Origin of the sequence: Actinoallomurus sp. CA-142502 (assembly GCF_050936355.1) — a bacterium.
Lineage (GTDB): Bacteria > Actinomycetota > Actinomycetes > Streptosporangiales > Streptosporangiaceae > Actinoallomurus > Actinoallomurus iriomotensis.
Genome location: NZ_JBNJMY010000001.1, coordinates 1,845,059 through 1,868,831, shown reverse-complemented (window position 1 = coordinate 1,868,831; position 23,773 = coordinate 1,845,059). Strand labels below are relative to the sequence as shown.

The window sequence follows — 23,773 nt, the reverse complement described above, 5'->3', positions numbered from 1 at the left end:
GTCCCTGGCCCGGAACGGACTCGCCGCGATGGCCGGGCATGGTTCCGTGGGCTCGCGGGTACGCGACGCGACTACCCGGACTCAGGCCGGGTAGGAGGCGGTCCGCGTGAACCTGACGTCGTCGAGCCGGACCTCTCTGCCGGTGTCGTCGACGAACGCGACGTGGAGCGGCCGGTCGTCGCGGGCCGAGCGCCGGGCGACCGTCGGGCCGACCGCCGGGGGCCGGTGCGCGTCACCCCACTGTTGCAACGCACCGAGGATCGGCCGCAACTGCTCTCCCGCCGGCGTCAGGTAGTAGGCGTACCGGGTCCGGCGGCCGGGCTCGCGGTACGGCCGCTTCTCCATGACGCCCGCCTCGACGAGGGCGGCCAGCCGGTCGGCGAGGACGTCGCGGGCGATGCCGAGACGGTCACGGAAATCCTCGAAGCGCGTGATCTGCTCCAGGTCGGCGTCTCTCAGGATCAGCAGGGTCCACCGGTCTCCCACCACCGCGAGCGCACGGGCGATCGAGCAGTAGTCGGCGTCACGGGGGTTCATGGCTCGATTCTACCCTGCGTTGCTTTTTCAAACTCAGCACTCTAAGTTGGAAAAACCAACCCAATGGGAGAGATCATGGACATCAAGAACTCGCGCGCGTTCGTCACCGGAGCCAACCGCGGTCTCGGCCGGAGGTTCACCGCCGAGCTGCTCGCCCGCGGAGCCGCCAAGGTCTACGCCGGGGCCCGCGACCCCGGGACGGTCGACCTGCCCGGAGTCGTCCCGGTACGCCTGGACGTCACCGACCCCGCCTCGGTGGCCGAGGCCGCGGCCGCCGCCCCGGACGTCACCCTGTTGATCAACAATGCCGGGATCAGCACGCACACGCGGCTGACCGACGGCGACATGGCCAACGTCCGGCTGGAGATGGAGACGCATTACTTCGGCACCCTGGAGGTGACGCGCGCATTCGCCCCGAAGCTGGCCGCAAATGGCGGCGCGATTCTCAACGTCCTGTCCGTCCTGTCCTGGGTGCACTACCCGGACTACGGCGCGTACAGTGCGGCCAAGGCCGCCGCGTGGGCGATGACCAACGTGATCCGGCAGGAACTCGCGCCCTCCGGCGTCGCCGTGACCGCGCTGCACGTCGGCTACCTGGACACGGACATGGCCCACTACGTCGACCCCGCGGACAAGACCGATCCCGCCGTCGTGGCCGCCGCTGCCCTGGACGGCGTCCAGGCCGGCATTCCCGAGGTACTGGCCGACGAGCGCAGCCGGAACGCCAAGACCGGCCTGTCCGGCGGGCTGGAGCTGATGTACCCCCACGTGTTCACGCCGGCCGGCGAGTAGCGACGCGTACGAGGACGGTCCGGCCTCAGGACGGCTCGCGCCGTCCGGTGCCCGCCGATACGAGGTCAGACACCGGGCGTGACGATCCTCGTTCGGGGGCCGCTCTCCCCTGACGCGTCGGCGGTCAGGACCGCTCCTCAACGGTCCAGCCGACGCCGCGCGAGGCGAGGGCGTCGAGGAAGGGGGCCGGTAGGTCCGGCCGGTCAGCCCGTCGCGCCGACGGGGACCTGAGTCGCGACCACGGCCTGCGCATCGGGCCGGCCGCGGAGGGCGTTGATGACGCGGTCGCGGTCGCGGATCGGAATCCGGATTCGGAAGTCGGATTCTGATGCATTCCCCGAAATCCCCCGCCGGGGTTATGGCGTACCGCCGACGGTGTGAGGTTTCCCGGTGTCTCCGTCGTGGGACGTACGTGACGACGCCGCAGTGGGAGAATGGACCGTGTCGCTAACGGGCGAGGTCAGGCAACAGGTCGTCGGTGTGATGGAGCTCTCCGCGCAGGCGCGCGAGTCCGTCGAAGAGGCCGGTGAACTCCTCGATTCGGCGGCGCGGCGTCTGACCGCCGTGCTGACCGCGTCACGTGATCCCCAGGCCGCGCAGGCCGTACGCTCGCTGCTCCTCGCGCAGGAACGCCTCGTCGAGATCGCCGGGCTGTTCGGCTGGGTCACGAGCGAACTCCCCGTCTTCCTCAGCCGCCTCGACCAGACGCCGAGCGCCCCGGCCGGCGTCGGCCCGGCGGTGACGACCTCACACCGTCGGGGCGGGGAGAAGGGCACATCGGTGTCACGGCCCGAGCGCCCCGAGGAGCCGGAGGCCCCCGAGGAGAAGTCGTTCATGGGCTGGTGGGGCACGAGATCACGGGAGGTCGCCGACGCCGGTACCGCCGAGAGCGTCATCGGTGAGGCCGCGGACCGCCTCCTGACCGGCGGACCCCGCGGGGTCGCGATCCGCTTCGGCAAGGGTGAACGCGAACAGGCGCCGCTACGGATCTACATCGACACGTCCGCGGGCCGGGCCGCCGTCTCGTGGCAGGGCAGCGCGGGCGTGGAGTCCGGCGTCGACCCGGACGAGGCGCTGGTCGTCGAGGAACACCCGAAGCGCCCGCCGGTCACCATCCCGCCGGAACGCGCCCGCGTCACCCCGGCGACCGCGATCCGCGCCGCCCGCGAGTACGTCGAGACCGGCCGGCGCCCGACCTGCCTGAACTGGAACGCCGACCCGCCCCCGTCCCGGGTGGAGGAGATCCGCTCGGGCGAGGCCACCTAACGTCCGCGCCGCCGTGGGAGACCTCGCCGCAGGATGGCGCCGAGCCGGCCCGGCTTCCCGGAGGAGACGGCTCGGTCCCGGCCGTCCGGAGACGTCGGCGCCCCACTGCGGGCGAGGAGCCGCCTGAGGCCGTCTCGCGTGGCCACGACGACGAGCGAATCGCCCGGCGTGAGGACGTATCCGTCCTCCGGGTTCCACTCATGGTCCATGCGACCGCGCGGCCGGACGGCGAGCACCCGATAGCGCTCCGGCTCGCCGGCCTCGCTCACCGGGCGTCCGTCGAGCGCGGACCCTGGCTCGACCGGCACGTCGGCGATGAGCATCACCTTCCGGCCCACCGGGATCGTCGCGAGGACCTGCCGGTCCAGCATCGCCCTGGCGAAGGCGGACACGGTGATGGACGACATCGTGCCGACCACCCGGTCGGCGTCGAGGCGCCGGTACACACGCGAGGCGAAGTCGTCGTCGGTGAGCCGCAACACGACGCGGACGTCGGCGCGGATCGCGCGCGCCTGCACGCCGACCTTGACGTTGCTGATGTCATGGCCCGTGGCCGCGATCACCGCCCGGGAGGTCTGGACCCATGCGTCCTTCAGCGTCTCCCGCCGCGTGCCGTCGCCGAACACGATGGGGATCCGCGCTCGGCGCGCCAGATCCCTGCTCGCCGCTCCTTCGCCGGTGTCCACGCCGACCACGAGTACGCCGAGGTCGGCGAGTTGCGAGGCGACGCGAAGACCGAGCTCGCCGAGACCGACCACCACGACGTGCCCGCTGATCGGGTAGGTCAGTCGCCGTACCGGATCGACCCGCGCTCGGAACCTCGCGTCGACGAACGCCGCGGTGACGGCCGGAACGAGACCGAGCGAGGCCAGGGTGACCGCGGTCTGAGCCACCTTCGCCGCGCTGTTGAGCGTGAGATCCGGGGTGGCCGCCCCCGCGATGTCCAGGAGTACCAGGTAGACCGCCTGCGGGAATCGATAGCCGGCGGCGACGCCCAGCGCGATGCTGCCGACCGCGACCGCCACCATGAGCGCCGACAGGACCTTGGGCAGCGGGCCGCGGAAGACCAGGGCGAGCGCGTCCCGGTGCGTCACGGTGCGGTTCCAGAGACGGTGCAGCCGATGGCGGAAGGTCCGGCCGGCGATCGCCGGGGCGGTGGCGAGTAGGAGGTCGGCCCGGTCCTGGTCGGCCGGCAGCAGCCTGGGGCCTCCGTCCGGATCGCTGGTGTCCGCGAGGCCGCAGAGCACCTGCTCCGGCCGGTCCTTGCGCTCGACGACGTGCAGGGCGCGTCCGGCGACGACGATGCGCCTCGGCTGTTCGTGGCCGAGCGCGGCGGCCACCAGGAACGGTGCGGCCATCGCGGCATCGGACAGCGCCGCACAGTTGTCGAACAGGCTCACGATCCACGGGCCGAGAGTCATATCCGACATGCGTATGACGAGCCGGGCACCTGGATTCAGTTCCTGCACCCGCAGCGCCGCGTCGATGTTGTCGTTCTCATCGGCGCCGACGAACGCCACCGCCCGCGCCGATCCGGCGCGGGCGGCCTGGAGAACCTCCTCGTTCAACGCCGTCGCTTCAAGAACCCTCACCCGCGACGATGGCGGGGCCTTCGGCACGCGGCCCGGCGCTTTGGGGGAAAAGATGACATTGACGTCTTGGTCGTATTGCGCGGACAGTTCAATGGCAAGCCGGAAAGCGAGCACCGTGTCGCCGCAAACGACGAGATGGCCACCGGAGATGGCACGATGTCGGCGAATGGACGGCATGCCGCGATACTAACGGCGCCCCGACGACGCAGACCGTACTTTTCCCACGACCGCCGACCGGAGAAAGTTCTAGTCCAGCACGTCGGCCAGGAACGTACGGATGGCGGCGAACGAGCGTTCGTCGGTGGCGCGGTCGTACGCGACGCCGCCCGACCCCGGCACCGCGTTCGTGTGGGTGAAACCGTGCTGGGCGCGGCCGTAGACGGTGAGCTGCCAGTCGGCGCCGGCGCGGTTCATCTCCTCGGCGAAGACCGCGACGTCGCTCATCGGCACGTGCGGGTCCGCGGCGCCGTGGCAGACCAGGATCCTCGCCTTGACGGCTCCGGTCTCGGCGGGCCGGGAGGTGGCGAGGGTGCCGTGAACGCTGACCGCGCCGGCGAGGCCGGCTCCCTCGCGGGCGAGCGTGAGCGCGGCCATTCCGCCGAAGCAGAAGCCCACGACGGCTCGGCCCACGCCGGCCTCGGGGCACCGGCCGAGGGCGTCGAGCCCGGCCTGAGCCCGCCGTACGAGATGGTCCGGGTCGTCGCGCATCGCCATGAGGGTGGCCATGATCCGCTCGCGGTCGCCCTTGACGTCCTCGCCGAACATGTCGCAGGCGAGGACGGCATACCCCAGCTCCGCGTACCGTCGCGCCTGGTCACACGCATGATCGTCAAGGCCGGCGCCGCCGTGGACGAGGAGGATGCCGGGCCGCGGGGTGTCATGCGTCTCGTCCCAGAAGAACCGGCCGTGCAGCCGGGCGTCGCCGTCGTCGTACGGCAGATCGCGTGCCGCGATGGAAGTGGAAGTGGCCTTTGGAGGAGAATTCGTCACACGCGGAGGCTAACACCAGAAAACGCGTATAGCATTCTATCATAGCACAATTAATTGAATTTGTATAGCAATTCCTAATCGCGGTTCTGTCTCAATGGAGAAGGGGCGGACGCTCGCCGCGCCCGCCCCTTCCCGTTCATGTTCTAGTGGTGGTGCTGCATCCCGGCGCCACCGTGGTGGACCGGAACACCGGGCCGGTTCCAGCCGCCTCCCGGGTGGACCGGGCGGTTCCAGTTGCCGGGACGGACCGGGATGACCGGGACGACCGGCCGGTTCCACCCCCCGTGGCCCGGCCGGACCCACACGGGCCGGTGCAGCGCCATGCCCCGGTGGTACCAGCCGCCGATGTGGAAGATCGGGACGGCCGGGCGAACCCAGGTCCCGCTGTACGGCGAGGCGACGCGGAGAACCTCGGCCACCGCGGCGTCGCTGGGCACGCACTGCACCGGCACGCTGCCGGCCTCCGCGCTGTTGGCGGTGAGTTCGATGCCGCCGACGCTCAGCAGGTCGGTGCCGCCCATGACCGGCGCCCAGTCACCGACCATGTCGCCGGCGAGCACGCCCTGGGCCGGCACGGCCCCGCCGCCCCCGGTGACCTGGAAGGTCGAGTGCTCCGCGCCCCGTACGTTGATCCACGCCGCCCCGCTCCAGGAGGAGATGGGCAGCGGCGCCTGCAGGCTCAGGCTCGAGATGTGCAGGCGGAACCGGGCCGGGCCGTTGAAGGTGGTGCCGGGCGAGGCGAGCCATCCGTTGAGGACGGCGGCGGTCTGCCCGAGGTTGCCGATGTTGCAGGTGTACGCGGCGGAGAACGCGGAGGCCTGGGCGGGTGCCTGCCCCACGACGGCGCCGAGACCCCCGACCGCGAGGGCCGTCGTGACGGTCACGGCGCGCCTGCCGAGCGACTTGATCATCTGAGCTCCTTGTAGGTATGTCCCGGAGATCGACGTCATCACCCGCCGAAGCGCCGTACGCCCACGCCGCAGGCCCTTTTGCCAGGTCCGATGACGATCAGTACCGCCCCATGGCGGAATCGGCGCCGCATGCGGCCGGGCGGAATCAGCGCGCCCGCGCACCGGTTGACGAGGATCATCCCGGAAGGCTCCGATGCGCCAGGAGACGCCATGTCCCTCGACCAGCCCGATGCCGCCGCACGAAGGTTCCTGTTCGTCCTGGGAAGTTCCCGCGCGGAGGGCAACACCGAGACGCTGGCCCGGCAGGCGGCGGCACGGCTGCCCGCCGAGGTCGAACAGCGGTGGATACGGCTCGACGACCTGCCGCTGCCCGCGTTCAGCGACGTCCGTCACGCCGGCGGTCCCGGCTACGCCGAGCCGACCGGCAATGAGCGGCTGCTCCTGGACGCCACGGTCACGGCGACGGACGTGGTGATCGTGTCCCCGCTCTACTGGTACAGCGTCTCGGCGGCCACCAAGCTCTACCTCGACTACTGGTCGCCGTGGCTGCGCGTTCCCGGCGTCGACTTCAAGGCCCGGATGAGGGGCCGGACCATGTGGGCGATCACGGTGATCAGCGAGGAGGACCCGGCCAAGGCCGATCCCCTGCTGGGCACTCTTCGGCTCACCGCCGACTACCTGGGGATGCGGTGGGGCGGAGAGTTGGTGGGGTACGCCGACCGGCCCGGTGACATCCGCGCCGACGCGGACGCTCTGGCGGCGGCGGAGAAGTTCTTCACACCGTGAGGCCACCCCTACCTCTCGCGTGAACACGCAGGTCAGCCCGCTTCCAGGCCCCTGGCCAACCTCGGAGGTCGGTCGTAACGTGGGTGGTGACCACGGCTGCGGGGGGTGCAGTGATCGTGTCCGATGCCCCGACCATCGGTGACCGGCTGAAGTTGCTCCGGCACGAACGTTCCATGACCCGGCGCGAGCTCGCGGACCGATCCGGGGTGAACACCGACGTGATCGAGAAGCTGGAGCACGGGCGCCGGCAGACCGCCCGTGCGACCTGGCTGATGAGGCTCGCCGGCACGCTGAGGACGGAGCTGTCCGGCCTGCTCGGCCGGCCCCGCCCCGAGGACAGCGCCGTACGCGACGCCGTGACCGCGCCGGAGTCCACCCCCGGCGTCGATCCGGACGACGCGGGCGAGGCGCCCGACGTCGGCGAACTGCGCGACGCCGTCACCGACGCCTGGCGCGCGTACTGGTCGGGCGACCTGCCGCACGTGGCGATGAGGCTGCCGGGCCTGATCGGCGAGGCGCGTCTCGCGTACCTCGGCCTGGGCCCACGGGCGGCCGCGCCGCTCGCCGACGCGCACCACCTGGCCGCGCGCCTGCTGTCGAGCCTGGGCGAGACCGACCTCGCGGCGCTGGCCGCACAGGAGGCGATCCAGGCCGCCGAGAGCGGGGACGACGAGCTCCGGTGGACGGCGCTGCACGGCTCGTACTGCTCGGCGCTCCTGCACCAGCACCTCACCGGCGTCTGCGAGGCCCACGCCGTGCACATCGCCGAGGACACCGAGCCGCCGCTGGGGGCCGCCGAACTCCGCCGCCTGACGGTGTGGGGCAACCTGATCCTCACCGCGATGACCGCCGCCGGCACGACCACGCGAGCGGGCGCGGTGCACGACTACGTCGGCCTGGCCCGCTCGGCGGCGGATCGCTTCGACCGCGAGCATCTCGACTATCACGTACGGTTCGGCCCGTCGGAGGTGGCGATGCACGCCACGCACGCGTACACGCTGTTGCGCGAGCCCGGCCTGGCCCTGCGGGCGTCCTGCGCCGTGCACCGGGAGGACCTCCCGCGTGCGATGTACGGCCGCCACCTGCTCGACGTGGCCCAGGCCCAGGCGCAGCTCATGGATCTGCGGGCGGCCGAGTCGACCCTGCAGGAGGCCGAGAGCCTGTCCCGCCGGTCCTTCCGCGACCACGGCCCCGCGTACGCCGTGGTCGGTGAACTGGTCGAGGAGATGGCCCACGTCTCCCCCGACCTGCGCCGTATGGCGCACGAGGTCGCCATCGAAGGCTGACCCTGGCCCTGCGGCGCCACGGCACGCTGCTGTACTACGGCGCCTTCATCGGCGAGGTGCCGACGATGGTATGCGCGAGCTCCCGGCCGGCATCAAGGTCTGCCACCCCGTCTTCCGCGACCGCATCCCCACGCGGGCCGCGTCGTGGCCGGGAGGGATTTCTCGCGATCTCCCGCAGGAGATGTCAAGACGGCGGGGACGGCTCCGACTCTTCCGTGAAGGCGCGCCGCCGGGGCGCCACGGGAGCCGAGGAGCTCGTCATGCGAAAGATCATCTACTGGGTCCACGCGTCCATCGACGGTTTCATCGCCGGTCCGAACGGGGAGTTCGACTGGCCGGCCGTCGGGCCGGAGCTGTTCGCGTACTCCAACGGGATCAACGAGCAGGTGGACACCCTGATGTACGGACGGGTCGTCTGGGACTTCATGGCCGCCTACTGGCCGACGGCCGACGCCGACCCGGAGACCACCGACGAGCACGCCCGGTCGTTCGCCCCGTACTGGCGGCGGACCCCGAAGGTCGTGGTCTCCCGCACGCTGGAGAAGGCCGCCTGGGACGCCCGCGTCATCGGCGCGAACCTCGCCGAGGAGGTCGCGGAGCTGAAACGAGAGCCGGGCAAGGACATCCTGCTGACCGGCGGCGCCGAGGTCGCCGCGTCCCTCACCGACCTCGGCCTGCTCGACGACTACCGCATCGTCATCCACCCGGTCGTCCTCGGCGGCGGCCGGCGGCTGTTCCTGGAGCCGAAGGACCGCGTCGGCATGACGCTCGTCGAGTCGCGGACCTTCGACTCGCAGACCGTCATGCTCCGCTACGAGCGCCGGCCCTGAGGACGCGGAGCGCGGCTCTTTACCAAAGCCGGTGTTGCATGATCATGCATTAGTATGCATACTTCTACTCATGTCCAAGGTGCTGACCTCCCTGCCTGTCGGCGAACGTGTCGGGATCGCCTTCTCCGGCGGCCTCGACACATCGGTAGCGGTCGCGTGGATGCGCGAGAAGGGTGCCGTGCCGTGCACCTATACCGCCGACATCGGGCAGTACGACGAGCCCGACATCGCCTCGGTGCCCGGGCGCGCCACCGCGTACGGCGCGGAGGTCGGCCGGCTGGTCGACTGCCGGGCGGCACTCGTGGAGGAGGGCCTCGCGGCCCTGGCCTGCGGCGCGTTCCACATCCGCTCCGGCGGCCGCGTCTACTTCAACACCACTCCGCTCGGCCGGGCCGTCACGGGCACGCTGCTGGTCCGCGCGATGCTCGAGGACGACGTGCAGATCTGGGGTGACGGCTCGACCTTCAAGGGCAACGACATCGAGCGGTTCTACCGCTACGGCCTGCTCGCCAACCCGTCGCTGCGGGTCTACAAGCCGTGGCTCGACGCCGACTTCGTCAGCGAGCTCGGCGGCCGTACGGAGATGTCCGAGTGGCTGCTCGCCCGCGGCCTGCCCTACCGGGACAGCACGGAGAAGGCCTACTCCACCGACGCGAACATCTGGGGCGCGACCCACGAGGCCAAGGCGCTCGAACACCTCGACGCGGGCATCGAGATCGTCGATCCGATCATGGGCGTACGGTTCTGGGACCCCGCCGTGGAGATCCTCGCCGAGGACGTCACGATCGGCTTCGAGCAGGGACGGCCGGTCACGATCAACGGCAAGGAGTTCTCCTCCGCCGTCGACCTGGTGCTGGAGGCCAACGCCATCGGCGGCCGGCACGGCATGGGCATGTCCGACCAGATCGAAAACCGCGTCATCGAGGCCAAGAGCCGGGGCGTCTACGAGGCCCCGGGCATGGCGTTGCTGCACGCGGCGTACGAGCGGCTGGTCAACGCGATCCACAACGAGGACACCCTCGCCAGCTACCACAACGAGGGCCGGCGGCTGGGCCGGCTGATGTACGAGGGCCGCTGGCTCGACCCGCAGGCGCTGATGCTGCGCGAGTCGCTGCAGCGCTGGGTCGGCACGGCGGTCACCGGCGAGGTGACCCTGCGGCTGCGGCGCGGCGAGGACTACTCCATCCTGGACACCTCCGGACCGGCGTTCAGCTACCACCCGGACAAGCTCTCCATGGAGCGCACCGAGGACTCCGCCTTCGGCCCGGTGGACCGCATCGGCCAGCTGACCATGCGCAACCTCGACATCGCCGACTCCCGCGCCAAGCTCGAGCAGTACGCCGGGCTCGGCATGGTCGGCAGCCAGCACCCGATGCTGATCGGCGCCGCTCAGGCGGCCTCGACGGGCCTGATCGGCGCGATGCCCAAGGGCGGCGCCGAGGCGATCGCCTCCCGCGGTGAGGTCCCGGCCGACGACGAGCTGCTCGACCACGCCGCCCTGGAATCCGGCAACGACTGACCGGAGCGGCGAGCCGACGAGCGAGCGGAGCGGCCGGTGAGGGACGAGCCGTCCGTGGAGTGAGTGAGGAGGCGAGCGCGACCATGGACACGTGCGGCGAGCCGACGAGCGAGCGGAGCGGCCGGTGAGGGACGAGCCGTCCGTGGAGTGAGTGAGGAGGCGAGCGCGACCATGGACACGTGCGGCGAGCCGACGAGCGAGCGGAGCGGCCGGTGAGGGACGAGCCGTCCGTGGAGTGAGTGAGGAGGCGAGCGCGACCATGGACACGTGCGGCGAGCCGACGAGCGAGCGGAGCGGCCGGTGAGGTACGAGCCGTCCGTGGAGTGAGTGAGGAGGCGAGCGCGACCAGCACGGCAGGCCCGCGGAAGGCCACGGGGTTCCCGCACCTCGGGGGTGCGGGAACCGGCGTGCCGGCAGCCCTGGTCATTGAGCGCGGCGCGAGGCTCTAGCCGAGACGCGGGTCAGGGCCCTCGGTGATCCCCCACGCCTCCGCGAAGCGGCCGTCGCTGATGCGGAAGATCTCGATCAGCGTCGGCGGCGCGGCACCGTCCGGGGCCGCGATCCCCTCGACCGACGACCGGACCGCGACCTTGTCGCCGTCGACCAGGATGTCCTGGGCGACGACGCGCACGTCGGGGAACCGGGCGACGAGTGTGCGCCAGGCGTCCCTGCCCGCCTCGAACCCGGTGCTGCCCAGCGGATGACTGAAGAAGTCGGGTGTGTGCAGATCCTCGGCCTGGTCGAACCGCCGGGTGTTGAAACACTCCTGCATCCGGTGGACCAGGGTCTTCGCCTCGTCGCGTGTGGTCATCGGCGTGGTCTCCTCGTGACTGGGTGAGGACGAGACGGCCCGGACCAGTAAGCGGTGCGCCGCCCCGGTTACCGTCTCAGAGTATCCGGTGCGTCGCCCCGGTTATGCTGATATGCCATGACCAGCCGACCGTCCGGCCCCACTCCGGCAGCCCACGGGAGCGACCGCGAGCTGCGGGCGGACGCGCGCCGCAATCGGGAGCGGGTGCTGCGGACCGCGCAGCAGCTGTTCGCGACACAGGGCCTCGGCGTCTCACTCGACGAGATCGCCCGCCGCGCGGGCGTCGGTCCCGGCACCGTCCACCGGCACTTCCCGGCCAAGGAAGATCTGTATCTCGCCGTCGCGACCGATCGGTTCGAGCGGCTCGTGACGGAGGCGGAGGCGCTCGCCGCCACCGACGATCCCGCGGCCCTGTTCACGCTGCTGTCCCGCATGATCGCCACGGGCGCCGAGAACGCGACGGTCAAGAGCGCACTCGTGGCCGCCGAGTTCGACCTGCGCACCGCGGCCCCGGACGTCGCCGCAGGCCTCACCCGCCAGGTCGCGCGACTGCTCGACCGCGCGCACGCGGCCGGCGCCGTTCGCCCCGACGTCACCGTCGACGAGGTGATGGCACTCGTCGCCGGCGCCTTCGCCGCGATCCGCCACGCCAACGCCGAGACCAGCCGCGAACGCTCAGCGCACATCGCCCGGCTCATCCTCGACGGGCTGCGCCCCGGACCCCGGTGACCTTCGAGTACTCGGACGAATTACGACGGTCTACTAACGAATACGGCCATACCGGCTCGAAGTTCCGACCGATCGACGACCCGGCGCCGGACCATCGCGACCGCCCGGCGGCCGGGCGTTCCGGCGAAGTCCTTTCGCGCGCGGATAGGGCGCACACATTTCGATTCGGCGAAGCCGGGCCGGACCATAAGGACCGGCCGACGACTTCTCTGAGTAGTCACTCGATCTTGATCCGTGACCGCTCATGGCCAGCGCTCTTGTCGAATTTCAGATACTCGACGACATTTGCCGAGGGTCTTCCCGGATGAACTCCCCCATGGCTCGAGGCGGACCCGTCCCATCCCGGAACAGCCCCGCTCAAAGGAGAGCTCCCAGATGCGGAGAGCTATTTTGTCGCGCGCTTTTCGAATAGGTTCCTCAGCTACCGCCGGATTACTCGTCGCGGGTGTCCTGGTCGGCCTGAGTGCCACGCCGGCGCCCGCCGCCGACGGCTCGGTCCTGCACAAGAGCGCCCAGAACGTCACTCATCCGAACGCCGGGACGGCGAGCCACGGGGACGTCATCAACTGGGTGGTCGACTACACCGACAACGGTTCCGCCACCCCCGCCACGGCGACGGTCACCGACCCGATCAGCGGCGCGACGGGCGCGCAGACGTACGTGCCCGGCTCCCTCAAGGTCCCGCCCGGCTGGAGCCCGTCGTGGTCCACCGACGGCACCACCTTCCAGGGCTCCGACTCCGGCGCCGCGACGACCGCCGTACGGGCCACCACCTCGTCCGCGCGACAGGGCGGTACGAACCTCTCCGCGGACCTGCTGCCGCCGCTGCAGTCGGTGAGCACCGCGACCGGCGGCGACGGCTTCACGCCGGTCCTGTACCGCGCGGACGGCAAGGTGGAGGCGTGGAACCTCTTCCACCACTCCAACGCACCGGCCGCCGTGGCCGTCTGCACCGACCTGAGCACCGGCCAGGCGTGCTCGGGCGGGCCCTGGCCGAAGCCGATCAACGCGGCCGCCGGCCCACTCGGCAGCGGCAACACCTCCGACCTGGGGACCACGACGACCGAGGAGTTCGTCCGCGACCCGGATCGCGCGGGCGTCGTGTACTACCCGGCGTTCGCCGCGACCACGGTCGGCGTCGCCTGCCTCGACCTCGGGGCCCGCGCCAACTGCGGGTACTGGCCGCTCATCGACCGCAGCGGCTCGCCGTCGCGGGTCAACAACATCGGCGGCCTCGTCGAGCAGGGCGGGAACCTGTACGGCGTGGTGTCGACCGGTCAGGTGCTGTGTCTGTCGATGGCCTCGCGTACGCCCTGCGCCGGCCAGCCGTACGCCGCGGTCGTCCCGCCGAACGGCGACCAGACGAGCACCACGAGGAACGAATACTTCGGCTCGATGGTCACCGTGAACGGCAAGGTCTTCATCTCGTCGTCGCCGACCAGTTCCTCGACCGGCGCGCACCCGCCGGCGATCGGCTGCTTCGACCCGGACACCAATGCCTCGTGCGCGGGCTGGACCACGCCGCACGACATCGGCCTCAGCGGCTCGTACACCTACAACGTCTACGCCGGGTACGACACCGGCGGCCACGCGGACCGCGTGTGCGCCACCGTCACCACTCCGGCGATGAGGTCGGCGTGCTTCGACTTCGGCGGCGCGGCGGTGGCCGCGCCCACGGAGTTCGACGGTCTGTCCAGCGGCGCCCAGGCGTTCAGCCCGAACACGGTCACGACACCGGACGGGCATCGGCGCAGCTACTTCGGCATCTGGGGCGGATCCATCACGGGCGCGGCGGTGTGTCACGACTGGACCGCCGGTGGAGCCTGCGCCGGGTTCCCGCTGCCGGCGACGCATCCCGGCGTCAACGGCGGGCAGACACGCGACTACGGCTACGCGTACGACACGACCAGCGGATGCCTGTTCGGGCTCGGTGACGCCGGCGTGCTGTTATCCATGGATCCGGGCACCGCCACGACTCCGTGCCTGCACAGCGGGGCCGACGTCAAGGTGACGCCGTCGCGGTTCTACTGCGACGGCGGGTCCGGTCACGTCCAGGGGTACCAGAACGCCCGGCTGGAGAACATCGACGTGTCCCACGTCGACCTGGCCGCCTCCACGGCCACGGTCACCGACGACGACGGCACCACGATCGCGACGCCCTCGTTCGCGCCGGACGGCACGATCGACCTGTCCGGCATCTCCGTCTCGGCGCATCCGACCATCGAGGTGTCCACTCACCTCGTGTTGAAGAACGGCGGCGACTTCACCGGCACGAACCACCCGGCCCTCGTCGTCACCTACCGCGGCGACGCGCCGCAGGTCTGCTTCCAGACGAAGGTCGGCGACACCTGCACCGTCACCGGTGTGTCCAACACCGCCACCGGCTCCGATGCCACCGGCGACCTGACCTCCAACCGGGTGGACCTCGCGATCGCGCCGGGCGCGTCCTGCACGCCCCACGTCACCGTCGACAAGGAGATCTGCGCGTCGGCGCTGGGCGCCACGTGCGGCCATGGCGGCAGCGGCCCCTGGGTCAAACAGACTCCGGGCGGCCTTCTCGGGCTGCTGGGCACCGCCTATTGGCGGATCACCGTGACCAACAACGGTCCGGTGGACGCCGCGAAGGTCACGCTCAACGACCACACCGAGTCGTCGTGTGAGTCGGCCGCCGGCAAGTTCACCCTGGCGGTGAACCAGACCAAGCGGTTCTACTGCTCGACCTTCCTGCTCGTCCTGCCCCTGAAGAACACCGTCACCGCGTCGTTCGTCCCGGCGAACTCGCCCCCCGGCACCTCGCCGACGACCACGGATCCGTCATCCGCGGTCGCCTGCGGCGTGCTGTGCGTCCTGACCAAGTAACCGTCCGCGCCACAGTGGCGGCCCGTCTCGTACGAGCGGGCCGCCACCCGCGGCGGCCGGGTCAGCCGACGGCGCCGCGTGCGCCCTTCGCCACGGTGATGCCCGAGGCGAACTTCACCATGGTGGTGACGTTCCAGTTGAGCGAGTGCGGCAGCTGCACCATGACGTTCAGCGGAACCTCGGAGAGGCCGGGGGCGGGCCGGCCCCGCTGATCGGTCTGGAAGATGAGGGTGACGGAGTAGCCCGGACCCTTGTGGCCGAAGAACCACCCCCGGTGCCCGTTGACCTCCACGGCCTGATCGCCGGACTTGGGGAACGGGTTGAGGTCCCCCTGGACCACGATCTTGTCCTCGTACGTACCGCCCGTGGGCGTGCCGGCCCGGTGCAGGATCAGGCTCAGGTCGTCCGCGGAGGCGACCTCCCAGCCCTGCGGGATCGTCCGGAGGGTGTACCCCTTCGGCTGGGCGCCCTCGTACGCGACCAGGGCGACGCTTCTCCCCACCGAGGCGGCGGGGCTCGCGGCCTCGTGGGAGTGACCCGCGGGCACGCCCGTCAGCAGGAGGGCGCCGGCGACACCGGCGGCGACCACGCCGGTTCCCCCGGCGAGTGCGACACGACGGCGGCGCCGCATCAGCAGGGCACGGCCCCGGGCGATGTCCGGCTCGGCGTCCGGCCAGGGGTAGGAGGTGCGGAGGTCGGGCGGAACCGCCTCGGACAGCAGGGAACGCACGTCGTTCATCGAGATTCCTTTCTACGGAGTGGGGGCCAGAGCGGCGCGCAACCGGTCCAGGGCCTTGGCGTTCATGCTCTTGACCGTCCCCTTCGCACAGCCCAGAGCCGAGGCGGTGTCCTCGATGCTCAGATCGAGTTCATGGCGGAGCACGACGACGGCTCGCATTCGCGGCGGCAGCTCCGCGAGTGCCCGGCGCACCGCCCCTCCGTCGAGTTGCCCGTCGACGTCGCCGAACGCGTCGCCGGCCGCGGCCGCGTCGGGCAGCTCGTCGGTCGACTTCTCCCGTCGCCACCACGGCCGCCGCGTCTCGTCCAGGAAGGCCGAGACGACGGCCCTGCGGGTGTACGCCTCGGCGCTCTCCCGTATCCGCGGCCAGGCGACGTACACCCTGGCCAGCGCCGTCTGGACGACGTCCTCGGCGAGGTGCCGGTCGCCCGCCGTCAGCATGCAGGCGGTGCGGAGCAGACTCACCCGGCTCGCACCGACGAAATCCGAGAACTCGCGGTCCCGGGCCGTTCGGATCATGTGTACCTCCTCACGGCCTAGACGGAACCGAGGGCGAAAAAGGTTCTACGGCCTCAGCTCGCGCCGGCCGGCGGCCGGTGGCCGTCTCGCGCCCTCATCGCCTGCTCGAAGAACGCGGCGGGGGTGACCCGGCCGGCGACCGGCTCCGCACCGGGCACGCCGAAGTCGATCCAACCCGAGTTGAACCCGTCCGACATCTCCTCGAAGGGCCCGGTGACGCCGGGTGGCATGCCCTGAGCCGCCAGGGCGTCCGTCCACCGCTCGCGGGGGATCGAGCGTGCCCGTACCGGCCGGCCGAGCACGTCGCTCATCGCGCGGGCCAGGTCGTCCGGGCTGACCGGAGAGCCGAGCTCGATGATTCTCCGGCCGTTCCAGTCTTCGGTCAGCAACCGCGCGACCTCCGCCCCGATGTCCGCCGTGGCGACCATCGGCACGGGACGGCCGGCCGGCGTCAGGAAGGTGTCGAACCAGCCGGTGGCGGCCGCCGCGTCGAGCCCGAACGTGTAGTTCTCCAGGAACGAGCCGGCTCGCACGAAGGCGGTGGGGAACGGCACGTCGTCCACCGCCTCCTCCAGGAGGTGGGTCGAGGTGATGTTCCCGAGGCCCTTCTCCCGCTCGGAGCCGACCGAGGACAGTACGACCAGCCGGGGCGGGGGCGCCTTGCGCAGAGCCTCGCGGAAACTGACGATCAAGGCCCGTGCCTCGGGGAAGCCCGCCGCCGGAGCGAGTACCGGGGGCAGCATGAGGAAGGCGCCGTCGACGCCCTCCAGCGCGCCGGCCACGGCGGCGGCGTCACCCAGGTCGCCCTCCCGGACGTCGACGCCTCGCCGCGCCCACGCGGCGGCTCGCCGTGGGTCACGGACCAGGGCACGCACCGGGTGCCCCTCGTCCAGCAGCCGCCGTGCGGCCGCTCCTCCGACATGACCGGTGATTCCCGCCAGGAAGAACACGTCGCGATTCCCTTTCCGGTGACGATGCGCGCCCGGGAGGGACGCGCTCGGTACCGGTGAACGATCCGCCACGACGACGCGGAACTGAAGGATCGGTTCGCTCCCGGTTGTTACCCTGAGGGTATTACCGTCGGAGGTGGGGGTCGTGGAGTCCAGGCCGCTGCGCTACTTCGTCGCCGTGGCGCAAGAGCTCAACTTCGCACGCGCGGCCGAGCGGCTGGGGATCGCCTCGCCACCGCTGTCGCGTGCTATCCGCAAGCTCGAGGCGGAGCTGGGCGTCACCCTGTTCGAGCGGACCACCCACAGTGTCGCGCTGACGCCGGCCGGGGAGGTGCTGCTCACGGAGGCGCGGATCGCGCTCGACGCCCTGGATGCCGCCGGACGGCGGGCGCGGCGAGCGGCCGACCCCGAGCCGAAGCTGGTGCTGGCGGTCAAGGCCGACGCCGACGCCGGTCTTCTGGACCCGATCCTGGCCGGGTACGCCGCCGATCCCGCGTCCCGGCCGGTCTCGCTCCGGCTGTGCGGATGGGGCGAGCACACCCGGCTCCTGCGCGAGGGCCACGCCGACGCCGCCCTGCTCTACGAGCCGTTCGACCACACCGGCCTCGACGCCGAGACGGTGACCACGGAGCGGCGTGTCGCCGCGCTCCCGGCGGCGCATCCGCTCGCCCGCCGCGACAGCCTCAGCCTCGCCGATGTCACGTCCGGCCCTCCCGGCGAGGTCGACCGGTTCGTCGACGAGGTCGCCGCCCGGCACCGGGTCCGTGACCTTCCCCAGTTGCTCAAGCTCGTCGAGCTCGGCGACCTCGTCACCCTGCTGCCCGAGTCGGTGCCCGCCCGGTACCCACGTCCCGGCATCGCCTACCGGCCCGTGCCGGACGCGCCTCCCGCCGTGCTGGCCGTCGCGTGGCCCCAGCAGTCCCGGTCGACGGCCACCGCCGCGCTCGTCCGCGCCGCCACGTCACTTCGGGGGGCGTGACCCCTCTTCCGCGCCGGTGTGGCGCAGACCGTCGAGCAGCAGGCGTACGACCGTGTGGGCCTCGCTCTCCCAGCCGGGCTGGTCGTGGGAGGCGCAGATGCCGCCCATGGCCAGGAAAAAGGTGTGCGGCGCGATGTCGGCGCGGATCGCGCCGGCCTTCGCCGCAGCGGTCATGAGCGTGGCGATCGCTTCGACCATGTCCGTTCTGGCCTGCGCGAAGACCGCCGACCGGCCGTCCATGAGCGTCTGCAGGGCGACCGCCATGCCCCGGCTTTCGACCGCGTGGGCGATGAGCTGCTCCAGGAACGCACGGAGCGCCTCGTACGGCGGGAGCGTGGCGAGCAGGTGCGGCGCCATGGCGCACAGGTCGTCCACGCGCCCGCGGTACACGGCCTCGATGAGGGCCTCGCGGGTCTCGAAGTGTCGGTAGAGCGTGCCGACGCCGACGCCCGCCCGTCGAGCGATCTCCTCGATCCGCACGTCCATCTCTCCGGCGGTGAACGCCTCGCGTGCCGCGGTCAGGAGCGCGTTGCGGTTGCGCAGGGCGTGCGCCCGCAGCGGCCTGCCGGACGCCGCCGACCGCGGCGCCGAGTCCGAAGTGTCCATCCCGAGCCTCCTCCGGTGGGCGTCGGTTCGGCCTGCGACCCAAGCTTATCGGAATCAGATTCCGGTATGGTTGGCGGAATCTGATTCCGGTTTGTCACCCCAGTGGAAGGAAGACCGGCTCATGCATTACACGACCTTCGGCCGGCGCACCGGCCTGCGCGTCTCGGAGTACGCACTCGGCACCGCCCGCTTCGGCCCCGCACCCGCCGGCGCCGGACCGGAGCGCTCACGGGAGATCTTCGAGACGTTCGCCGAGGCGGGCGGCACGTTCATCGACAGCGCCGACCGTTACGAGGGCGGGCAGGCCGAGACCCTGCTGGGCGAGCTGCTCGGCTCCGACCGCGACCACTTCGTGCTCGCGACCAAGTACACGTGCGGCGCCGCCGGCCACACCCGGGTCGGAGAGACGGGCAACAGCCGCAAGACCATGGTCCGTTCGCTGGAGGCGAGCCTGAAACGGCTGCGCACCGACTACGTCGACCTCTACTGGGTCCACCTGCCCGACACCCTCACGCCGGTCGAGGAGATCGTCGCCGCCTTCGACGACCTGATCCGCGCCGGGAAGATCCTCCACGGTGGCCTGTCCAACTTCCCCGCCTGGCGGATCGCGACCGCGGCGACCGTCGCCGAGCTACGCGGCCGGGCGCCGGTCATCGGCCTGCAGGCCGAGTACAGCCTCGCCGAGCGCACCGCCGACCGCGAGCTGCTGCCGATGGCCGAGGCGTTCGGCCTGGGCGCCGCCCTGTACGCCCCGCTGGCCGGCGGCCTGCTCACCGGCAAGTACCGGCACGGCGACGAGGGCCGGCTGACCACTCTGGGCGCCGGCGTACACGCCGAGGACAGCGAGCAGCGGACCGCCGTACTCGACGCCGTCCTCGCCGTCGCCGAGGAGAGCGGCGCCACCGCCGCCCAGGTCTCGGTGGCGTGGCTGCGCGCCCGCGCCGCCCGCGCCGCCACGGCTTTCGTCCCGGTCATCGGCCCGCGGACGCCCGCCCAGCTCGACGAGTACCTGAAGGCGCTCGACCTCGACCTGACCGGCGAGCAGTACGACCGCCTCGACCGGGTCAGCGCCGTCGCCCTCGGCGTGCCGCACGAGTCGGCCACCGCCGCGCTCCCCGCGACCCTCGGCGGCGACGCCGGCCGCGTCCGCCGCCACCCCGTCCCGGTGATCTGACCTCGCCGGGCCGCCGCCGAGGAGCCGGGACGGGCCGTCGCCACGAGCGATCAGCGTGCTCGGGAACGCCCGTTCGCGCGGCCGGCGTCCTACGGATTCCGGCCGCAGAGGGGGACCATGGACCTCATGACGGATCGCAGGAACGGCGAGACCGCGCTCAGCCACGTCCGCTGGCTCGCCGGCGGGACCGGAACGGGCAAGAGCACGGTGGCCGCGGCCCTGGCGGAGCGGTACGGCGTCCGGGTCTACGACGGCGACCGCGCCGAGCACCGCTGGCGGGCCCGGTGCACCCCGGACCACCACCCGCACATGTACGCCACGTGGAACGGACCGTCGGGCGCCATGTGGGCGGACCGGTCGCCCAGGGAGATCTTCCAGTCCATGGCGAGCCTGTACGGAGAGACCGTCGGCTTCGTGGCCGAGGACCTCGCCGCCATGCCGGCCGACCGCGTCATCGTGGTCGACTACTTCGGCGTCCTGCCCGGTCACCTCGCACCGCTGCTGCACCGTCCGGACCACGCGGCCTTCCTCCTTCCCACCTCCGACTTCCGAGCGAGAGTCCTCCGGGAGCGCTACGCCGACCCGGCCCGCGCCCGCGCGAACTGGGGAGACCACGACCTGGAGACCGTCCTGGCCAAACGCCTCGCCCGCGACGCGCTCTGGGACGACGAAGTCCGCCACCAGGCCCGCACTCACGGCCTGCGGGTCACCACGGTCGACGGCCGCACGACCATCGACGATCTCACCCGCCGACTGGCGACCCGGTTCGGTCTGGACCGCGCCGATCGGTAGCGGACGCGGACGAAGCCGGTATGAGAGTCGTCTCTCACAAAGTGTCAGAGGACCTTTGCGTCATTCGGTCGCCCAAGTGTGGTGTGAGGTCGTCCTGCTTCTCTGGTGGGTGGCCGTCATCGCGCACGGGCGGTTCCTGGCAGGCGGGCGGCGCGCTCACGAGGGCGCAGTGCGCGGGCAGCGTCTGGTCGCGCTCGGCGTCACGGTCGCGGTGCTGCTGGCCGTGGGACTCCTGCGGTTCGACGCCTCCCGAATCGCCTGGAGCGTCAAGCCGTGGCCAAGCGGACGATGCAGATCAGCGGTGCGAGCTGCCCCCGGCACATCTCCTACACCACGTCCGGCATCATCGACACCGGCCCATCCTCCAAGCAAGCGCCTGGACGGCTTCGGGCCTAAACTGGCGGCCTTCCTCGCGTGAGAAGGCACTGTGGCGTTGAACATCTTCGATGCGGCGGCGAAATTCTTCCGCGGCCTCCACCTGTTCAAGAGCGGAGTTCTTCTCGATCAGAATGAATCCCCCGTCATGCTGGCCGGCCGGAGATCCCTCGACCGCCTCGCCGAACGGTACGGCGGCGACATCGCCTTTCACGGATCAAGGGACTACATCCCGCTGCTCGAACCTCGCCAGATGACCTGGTACCACCCGCCCAGCGGCAAGCGGTTCCCTGACGGGGCTCCGGCCATCGGCGCCGACACCGGTTATGACATCCCCACCTTCATGGCTCTGTTCAGCGGCAGGCGGAGATGCGCCTACATGGCGGACACCGACGGCACGGTGAAGTACACCGTCGGAGATCCCGTGACTCCGGAAGGGCAGGACCTGAACAGTCTCGTGGGCTATGTCCACGTCCTCGAGAGGAAACACTTCGAGACCTTCACCCTCGACGTTCCCGATGGATGGCCGGAGCCCCTCAGCATCACCAGGCCGCCAGAACTCCGGGCACATGTTCCCGTGCGCCCTCTCGCGGTGGTCAAGGTGACTCTCGACGATTTCCCCCATCCGATCACCTTCGAATAGCCCGCATTCGGGACTTGTGGACACCCCGCCAATCCTCTACACATTGTAGTACTACACGTTGTCGTGGAGGTGGCTTCGATGCGGGTGCTCATCGTCGGAGCGGGGATCGGCGGGCTCACCGCCGCCCGTGGTCTGCTCGCCGCCGGACACGAGGTGACGGTGCTGGAACGCGCGCCCGTCCTGCGGGCGGGCGGCGGCGCCATCACCCTGTGGGGCGGCGGACCCGCCGTCCTGGCCGACCTGAACGTCGACCTTCGCGGCCTGGGGCAGCGCCTCACCGCCATCGAGGCCCGTACGGCGGCGGGCCGCGTGGTCTCCGCGATCGACATGGAGCGGATCGAGGCCGGGCTCGGCACTCCCACCGTGGTCATCCCCCGCGGCCCGCTGCTGGACCGGCTGGCCCGGGACCTGCCCGAGGGCACGGTCCGGTTCGGAGCCCGCTTCGCCCGCCTCCGCGAGCGCGGTGACGAGGTACGGGTCTGGACCGAGGACGGCGCCGCGTACGGCGCTGACCTGCTCATCGGCGCGGACGGGGTGCGTTCCGGCGTCCGCGCCGCGCTGGGCGGCGACGCCGACCCGCCGGTGACCGGGGTGGCCAGCCGGCAGGGCCTGATCCCCACCCCGGTCGACCTGGGATCGCGCGGGCTCATGATCGTGGGCCGGGCCGGTGACGTCGGGCTCAGCCCGGCCGGCGACGGGCTCGCACAGTGGTTCTGCGACGTTCCCTGGCCGCCGGCCACGGCCGGTGGCAGACCACTGGAGACGCTGAGGGAGCGGTACGGGGGCTGGGCCTTCCCGGTCCCCGAGCTCCTGGAGGCGTTGTCCGGCGTGGAGTTGGAGGCGTTCCCCCACCACCGGGTGAAGGTACGGCGCTGGGCCTGGGGCCGGTGCGTGCTGCTGGGCGACGCGGCCCACGCGATGCCTCCCACCTTCGCGCTGGGCGCGAACCAGGTGCTGGAGGACGTCTGGGCGCTGCTGCGCCACCTGGCCGCCGTCCCGGCCACGGCCACGGCCACGGCGCTGCGGGCCTACGAGCGCGACCGCCGCAGGCGAGCCGCGACGGCCTCGCTGGTCGCCACCCGGAGCCTGGCCGTCACCGGGCCGATGACGGTCTTCCAGGGCGAACGGCCGATGCGCGTGACCTCGGCCGTCCCGTCCCGGCTGACCACTCGCGGCGTCATCGCGCTCCACCGGACCATCAGCGGCCGGCTGCGGAACCGACGCGACACGGCGATGGGAGAGCCGGGACGCACCCCCGTGTGAAGCGTCAGCGGCGCAGTTGCAGGCTGATGCCCTGGGCCACGCGCCCGGTGGTCTGGGTGAGGTGCCTCAGCGGGCGTCCCGGGTCGGTCATCACGCAGAGCGCGGCGATCGGCTGGCCGTCCGCGCCGTGGAGGGGAACGGCGGCACAGCACACGCCGGAGACGAGGCCCTGGTGGTCGAAGGCCACCCCGCGGTCACGGATCTCGGCCGCCTCGCGCCGCCAGGCGGCCGGACGTGGATCCAGCAGGTGCTGCGGGCGTACGGCGGCCAGCAGCACCTTGCCGGCGGCCGTCGAGGCCGAGCAGGCGAGGCCGGGGCGGAGCGGCGCGACCTCATCGATCTCACCGGGCACCACGGCGATCACCAGTGCCCGCCCCTCCGACAGCACGCAGACCCCCACCGTCGCGCCGGTGGCGCGTGCGAGTCGCCGGATCGGCCCGCGCGCCGACGCCAGCAGCTTCGGATGGGGTTGCCAGGCCTGGCCGAGCCGGAACATCGCGGGTCCCATGCGGTAGCGGCCCGCGGCGCGCTCGACCGCACCCAGGTCGACCAGTTGCTCCAGCAGCCGGTGCGCGGTCGCCTTCGGCAGCCCGCTGTCCGAGGCGAGAGTGCTGAGTCCCGCGTCTCCGGCCGTCCTCAACGTCTCCAGCAGGCTGAAGGCGCCCTGCAACACGCTACGGCCGCTCGAATCGCCCATCGACCAGCACTCCCCGTGCCCACCCACCCATTGCCGAACGATATTACGATCAGTAAATCGCTCCGCACATCAGGGCAACTACGTACTTTATCTACTTTGCAGCAAGTAACGACAATTATCCGAATTCA

At 71.4% G+C, this 23,773-nt stretch carries 23 protein-coding genes; 13 read left to right on the top strand and 10 right to left on the bottom strand.

The window, feature by feature from the left end:
• Positions 1-81: 81 nt before the first annotated feature.
• Complete coding sequence (locus ACQEV1_RS09160; protein WP_433393026.1) at positions 82-537, bottom strand: winged helix-turn-helix transcriptional regulator; 456 nt, start codon at positions 535-537, stop codon at positions 82-84.
• A gap of 75 nt (positions 538-612) precedes the next feature.
• Here ACQEV1_RS09160 and ACQEV1_RS09155 point away from each other — a divergent pair, with 75 nt between their 5' ends.
• Both ACQEV1_RS09155 and ACQEV1_RS09150 read left to right on the top strand, forming a co-directional pair.
• Positions 613-1,329 (top strand): SDR family oxidoreductase, encoded by a 717-nt coding sequence (locus ACQEV1_RS09155; RefSeq protein WP_433393024.1) that lies wholly within the window; start codon positions 613-615, stop codon positions 1,327-1,329.
• A gap of 441 nt (positions 1,330-1,770) precedes the next feature.
• Positions 1,771-2,595 carry an Imm1 family immunity protein gene (locus tag ACQEV1_RS09150; protein ID WP_433393022.1) on the top strand — a complete coding sequence of 275 codons (825 nt, stop codon included), beginning with the start codon at positions 1,771-1,773 and terminating at the stop codon, positions 2,593-2,595.
• On the opposite strand, the gene ACQEV1_RS09145 is transcribed toward ACQEV1_RS09150, so the two are convergent.
• From ACQEV1_RS09145 to ACQEV1_RS09135, 3 genes are all read right to left on the bottom strand, one after another.
• Positions 2,592-4,364: an NAD-binding protein gene (locus ACQEV1_RS09145; protein ID WP_433393020.1), complete on the bottom strand. Its 1,773-nt coding sequence runs from the start codon at positions 4,362-4,364 to the stop codon at positions 2,592-2,594. The two genes, ACQEV1_RS09150 and ACQEV1_RS09145, sit on opposite strands and share 4 nt — an antisense overlap.
• Before the next feature lie 69 nt (positions 4,365-4,433).
• Complete coding sequence (locus ACQEV1_RS09140; RefSeq protein WP_433393018.1) at positions 4,434-5,177, bottom strand: dienelactone hydrolase family protein; 744 nt, start codon at positions 5,175-5,177, stop codon at positions 4,434-4,436.
• Between the two features lie 143 nt (positions 5,178-5,320).
• Entirely contained in the window at positions 5,321-6,088 is a 768-nt protein-coding gene (locus ACQEV1_RS09135; RefSeq protein ID WP_285621106.1) for a hypothetical protein, read from the bottom strand.
• A 210-nt stretch (positions 6,089-6,298) separates the two neighbouring features.
• Between ACQEV1_RS09135 and ACQEV1_RS09130 the strand changes: the two genes are divergently transcribed.
• From ACQEV1_RS09130 to argG, 4 genes are all read left to right on the top strand, one after another.
• The gene (locus ACQEV1_RS09130) at positions 6,299-6,874 is read left to right on the top strand and encodes a flavodoxin family protein (RefSeq protein ID WP_285621107.1); all 576 of its coding nucleotides are present in this window, start codon (positions 6,299-6,301) and stop codon (positions 6,872-6,874) included.
• A 116-nt stretch (positions 6,875-6,990) separates the two neighbouring features.
• Positions 6,991-8,160 (top strand): helix-turn-helix domain-containing protein, encoded by a 1,170-nt coding sequence (locus ACQEV1_RS09125; RefSeq protein WP_433393016.1) that lies wholly within the window; start codon positions 6,991-6,993, stop codon positions 8,158-8,160.
• 260 nt (positions 8,161-8,420) lie between these two features.
• A complete protein-coding gene (locus ACQEV1_RS09120) occupies positions 8,421-8,990 on the top strand; it encodes a dihydrofolate reductase family protein (RefSeq protein ID WP_433393014.1) in 570 nt (189 codons plus the stop codon).
• A gap of 70 nt (positions 8,991-9,060) precedes the next feature.
• The gene (gene argG / locus ACQEV1_RS09115; RefSeq protein ID WP_285567932.1) at positions 9,061-10,509 is read left to right on the top strand and encodes an argininosuccinate synthase; all 1,449 of its coding nucleotides are present in this window, start codon (positions 9,061-9,063) and stop codon (positions 10,507-10,509) included.
• A gap of 445 nt (positions 10,510-10,954) precedes the next feature.
• Here argG and ACQEV1_RS09110 read toward each other — a convergent pair whose 3' ends face one another.
• Positions 10,955-11,320 (bottom strand): ester cyclase, encoded by a 366-nt coding sequence (locus tag ACQEV1_RS09110; RefSeq protein ID WP_433393011.1) that lies wholly within the window; start codon positions 11,318-11,320, stop codon positions 10,955-10,957.
• Positions 11,321-11,437: 117 nt separating this feature from the next.
• Between ACQEV1_RS09110 and ACQEV1_RS09105 the strand changes: the two genes are divergently transcribed.
• Positions 11,438-12,049, top strand: a complete 612-nt coding sequence (locus ACQEV1_RS09105; protein WP_433393009.1) for a TetR/AcrR family transcriptional regulator — start codon at positions 11,438-11,440, stop codon at positions 12,047-12,049.
• Between the two features lie 390 nt (positions 12,050-12,439).
• Complete coding sequence (locus tag ACQEV1_RS09100; RefSeq protein ID WP_433393007.1) at positions 12,440-14,908, top strand: DUF7617 domain-containing protein; 2,469 nt, start codon at positions 12,440-12,442, stop codon at positions 14,906-14,908.
• Between the two features lie 61 nt (positions 14,909-14,969).
• On the opposite strand, the gene ACQEV1_RS09095 is transcribed toward ACQEV1_RS09100, so the two are convergent.
• The 3 genes from ACQEV1_RS09095 to ACQEV1_RS09085 are packed head-to-tail and all read right to left on the bottom strand — an operon-like array spanning position 14,970 to position 17,116.
• Positions 14,970-15,647: a hypothetical protein gene (locus tag ACQEV1_RS09095; RefSeq protein WP_285621118.1), complete on the bottom strand. Its 678-nt coding sequence runs from the start codon at positions 15,645-15,647 to the stop codon at positions 14,970-14,972.
• A 12-nt stretch (positions 15,648-15,659) separates the two neighbouring features.
• The gene (locus ACQEV1_RS09090; RefSeq protein WP_285621120.1) at positions 15,660-16,166 is read right to left on the bottom strand and encodes a SigE family RNA polymerase sigma factor; all 507 of its coding nucleotides are present in this window, start codon (positions 16,164-16,166) and stop codon (positions 15,660-15,662) included.
• A 53-nt stretch (positions 16,167-16,219) separates the two neighbouring features.
• A complete protein-coding gene (locus ACQEV1_RS09085; RefSeq protein ID WP_433393004.1) occupies positions 16,220-17,116 on the bottom strand; it encodes an NmrA family NAD(P)-binding protein in 897 nt (298 codons plus the stop codon).
• A gap of 145 nt (positions 17,117-17,261) precedes the next feature.
• Between ACQEV1_RS09085 and ACQEV1_RS09080 the strand changes: the two genes are divergently transcribed.
• The gene (locus tag ACQEV1_RS09080; protein WP_433393002.1) at positions 17,262-18,095 is read left to right on the top strand and encodes a LysR family transcriptional regulator; all 834 of its coding nucleotides are present in this window, start codon (positions 17,262-17,264) and stop codon (positions 18,093-18,095) included.
• Here ACQEV1_RS09080 and ACQEV1_RS09075 read toward each other — a convergent pair.
• Positions 18,078-18,701, bottom strand: a complete 624-nt coding sequence (locus ACQEV1_RS09075; protein ID WP_285621127.1) for a TetR/AcrR family transcriptional regulator — start codon at positions 18,699-18,701, stop codon at positions 18,078-18,080. The genes ACQEV1_RS09080 and ACQEV1_RS09075 overlap by 18 nt on opposite strands.
• 121 nt (positions 18,702-18,822) lie before the next feature.
• Between ACQEV1_RS09075 and ACQEV1_RS09070 the strand changes: the two genes are divergently transcribed.
• The 4 genes from ACQEV1_RS09070 (at position 18,823) to ACQEV1_RS09055 (ending at position 22,948) form a co-directional block, all read left to right on the top strand.
• Entirely contained in the window at positions 18,823-19,875 is a 1,053-nt protein-coding gene (locus ACQEV1_RS09070; RefSeq protein ID WP_433393000.1) for an aldo/keto reductase, read from the top strand.
• Between the two features lie 126 nt (positions 19,876-20,001).
• Positions 20,002-20,667 carry a hypothetical protein gene (locus ACQEV1_RS09065; RefSeq protein ID WP_433392998.1) on the top strand — a complete coding sequence of 222 codons (666 nt, stop codon included), beginning with the start codon at positions 20,002-20,004 and terminating at the stop codon, positions 20,665-20,667.
• A 427-nt stretch (positions 20,668-21,094) separates the two neighbouring features.
• Complete coding sequence (locus ACQEV1_RS09060; protein WP_433392996.1) at positions 21,095-21,685, top strand: hypothetical protein; 591 nt, start codon at positions 21,095-21,097, stop codon at positions 21,683-21,685.
• Between the two features lie 78 nt (positions 21,686-21,763).
• Positions 21,764-22,948 carry an FAD-dependent oxidoreductase gene (locus ACQEV1_RS09055; RefSeq protein ID WP_433392994.1) on the top strand — a complete coding sequence of 395 codons (1,185 nt, stop codon included), beginning with the start codon at positions 21,764-21,766 and terminating at the stop codon, positions 22,946-22,948.
• 4 nt (positions 22,949-22,952) lie between these two features.
• Here ACQEV1_RS09055 and ACQEV1_RS09050 read toward each other — a convergent pair whose 3' ends face one another.
• The gene (locus tag ACQEV1_RS09050; protein WP_285621137.1) at positions 22,953-23,645 is read right to left on the bottom strand and encodes an IclR family transcriptional regulator; all 693 of its coding nucleotides are present in this window, start codon (positions 23,643-23,645) and stop codon (positions 22,953-22,955) included.
• Positions 23,646-23,773 lie beyond the last annotated feature (128 nt).

Excerpts from the sequence above, each read along its gene's own strand:
- ACQEV1_RS09160 (WP_433393026.1), bottom strand. The coding sequence starts at position 537 with ATGAACCCCCGTGACGCCGACTACTGCTCGATCGCCCGTGCGCTCGCG.
- ACQEV1_RS09155 (WP_433393024.1), top strand. The coding sequence starts at position 613 with ATGGACATCAAGAACTCGCGCGCGTTCGTCACCGGAGCCAACCGCGGT.
- ACQEV1_RS09145 (WP_433393020.1), bottom strand. The coding sequence starts at position 4,364 with ATGCCGTCCATTCGCCGACATCGTGCCATCTCCGGTGGCCATCTCGTC.
- ACQEV1_RS09135 (WP_285621106.1), bottom strand. The coding sequence starts at position 6,088 with ATGATCAAGTCGCTCGGCAGGCGCGCCGTGACCGTCACGACGGCCCTC.
- ACQEV1_RS09130 (WP_285621107.1), top strand. The coding sequence starts at position 6,299 with ATGTCCCTCGACCAGCCCGATGCCGCCGCACGAAGGTTCCTGTTCGTC.
- ACQEV1_RS09120 (WP_433393014.1), top strand. The coding sequence starts at position 8,421 with ATGCGAAAGATCATCTACTGGGTCCACGCGTCCATCGACGGTTTCATC.
- argG (WP_285567932.1), top strand. The coding sequence starts at position 9,061 with ATGTCCAAGGTGCTGACCTCCCTGCCTGTCGGCGAACGTGTCGGGATC.
- ACQEV1_RS09110 (WP_433393011.1), bottom strand. The coding sequence starts at position 11,320 with ATGACCACACGCGACGAGGCGAAGACCCTGGTCCACCGGATGCAGGAG.
- ACQEV1_RS09105 (WP_433393009.1), top strand. The coding sequence starts at position 11,438 with ATGACCAGCCGACCGTCCGGCCCCACTCCGGCAGCCCACGGGAGCGAC.
- ACQEV1_RS09095 (WP_285621118.1), bottom strand. The coding sequence starts at position 15,647 with ATGAACGACGTGCGTTCCCTGCTGTCCGAGGCGGTTCCGCCCGACCTC.
- ACQEV1_RS09090 (WP_285621120.1), bottom strand. The coding sequence starts at position 16,166 with ATGATCCGAACGGCCCGGGACCGCGAGTTCTCGGATTTCGTCGGTGCG.
- ACQEV1_RS09075 (WP_285621127.1), bottom strand. The coding sequence starts at position 18,701 with ATGGACACTTCGGACTCGGCGCCGCGGTCGGCGGCGTCCGGCAGGCCG.
- ACQEV1_RS09070 (WP_433393000.1), top strand. The coding sequence starts at position 18,823 with ATGCATTACACGACCTTCGGCCGGCGCACCGGCCTGCGCGTCTCGGAG.
- ACQEV1_RS09065 (WP_433392998.1), top strand. The coding sequence starts at position 20,002 with ATGACGGATCGCAGGAACGGCGAGACCGCGCTCAGCCACGTCCGCTGG.
- ACQEV1_RS09055 (WP_433392994.1), top strand. The coding sequence starts at position 21,764 with ATGCGGGTGCTCATCGTCGGAGCGGGGATCGGCGGGCTCACCGCCGCC.
- ACQEV1_RS09050 (WP_285621137.1), bottom strand. The coding sequence starts at position 23,645 with ATGGGCGATTCGAGCGGCCGTAGCGTGTTGCAGGGCGCCTTCAGCCTG.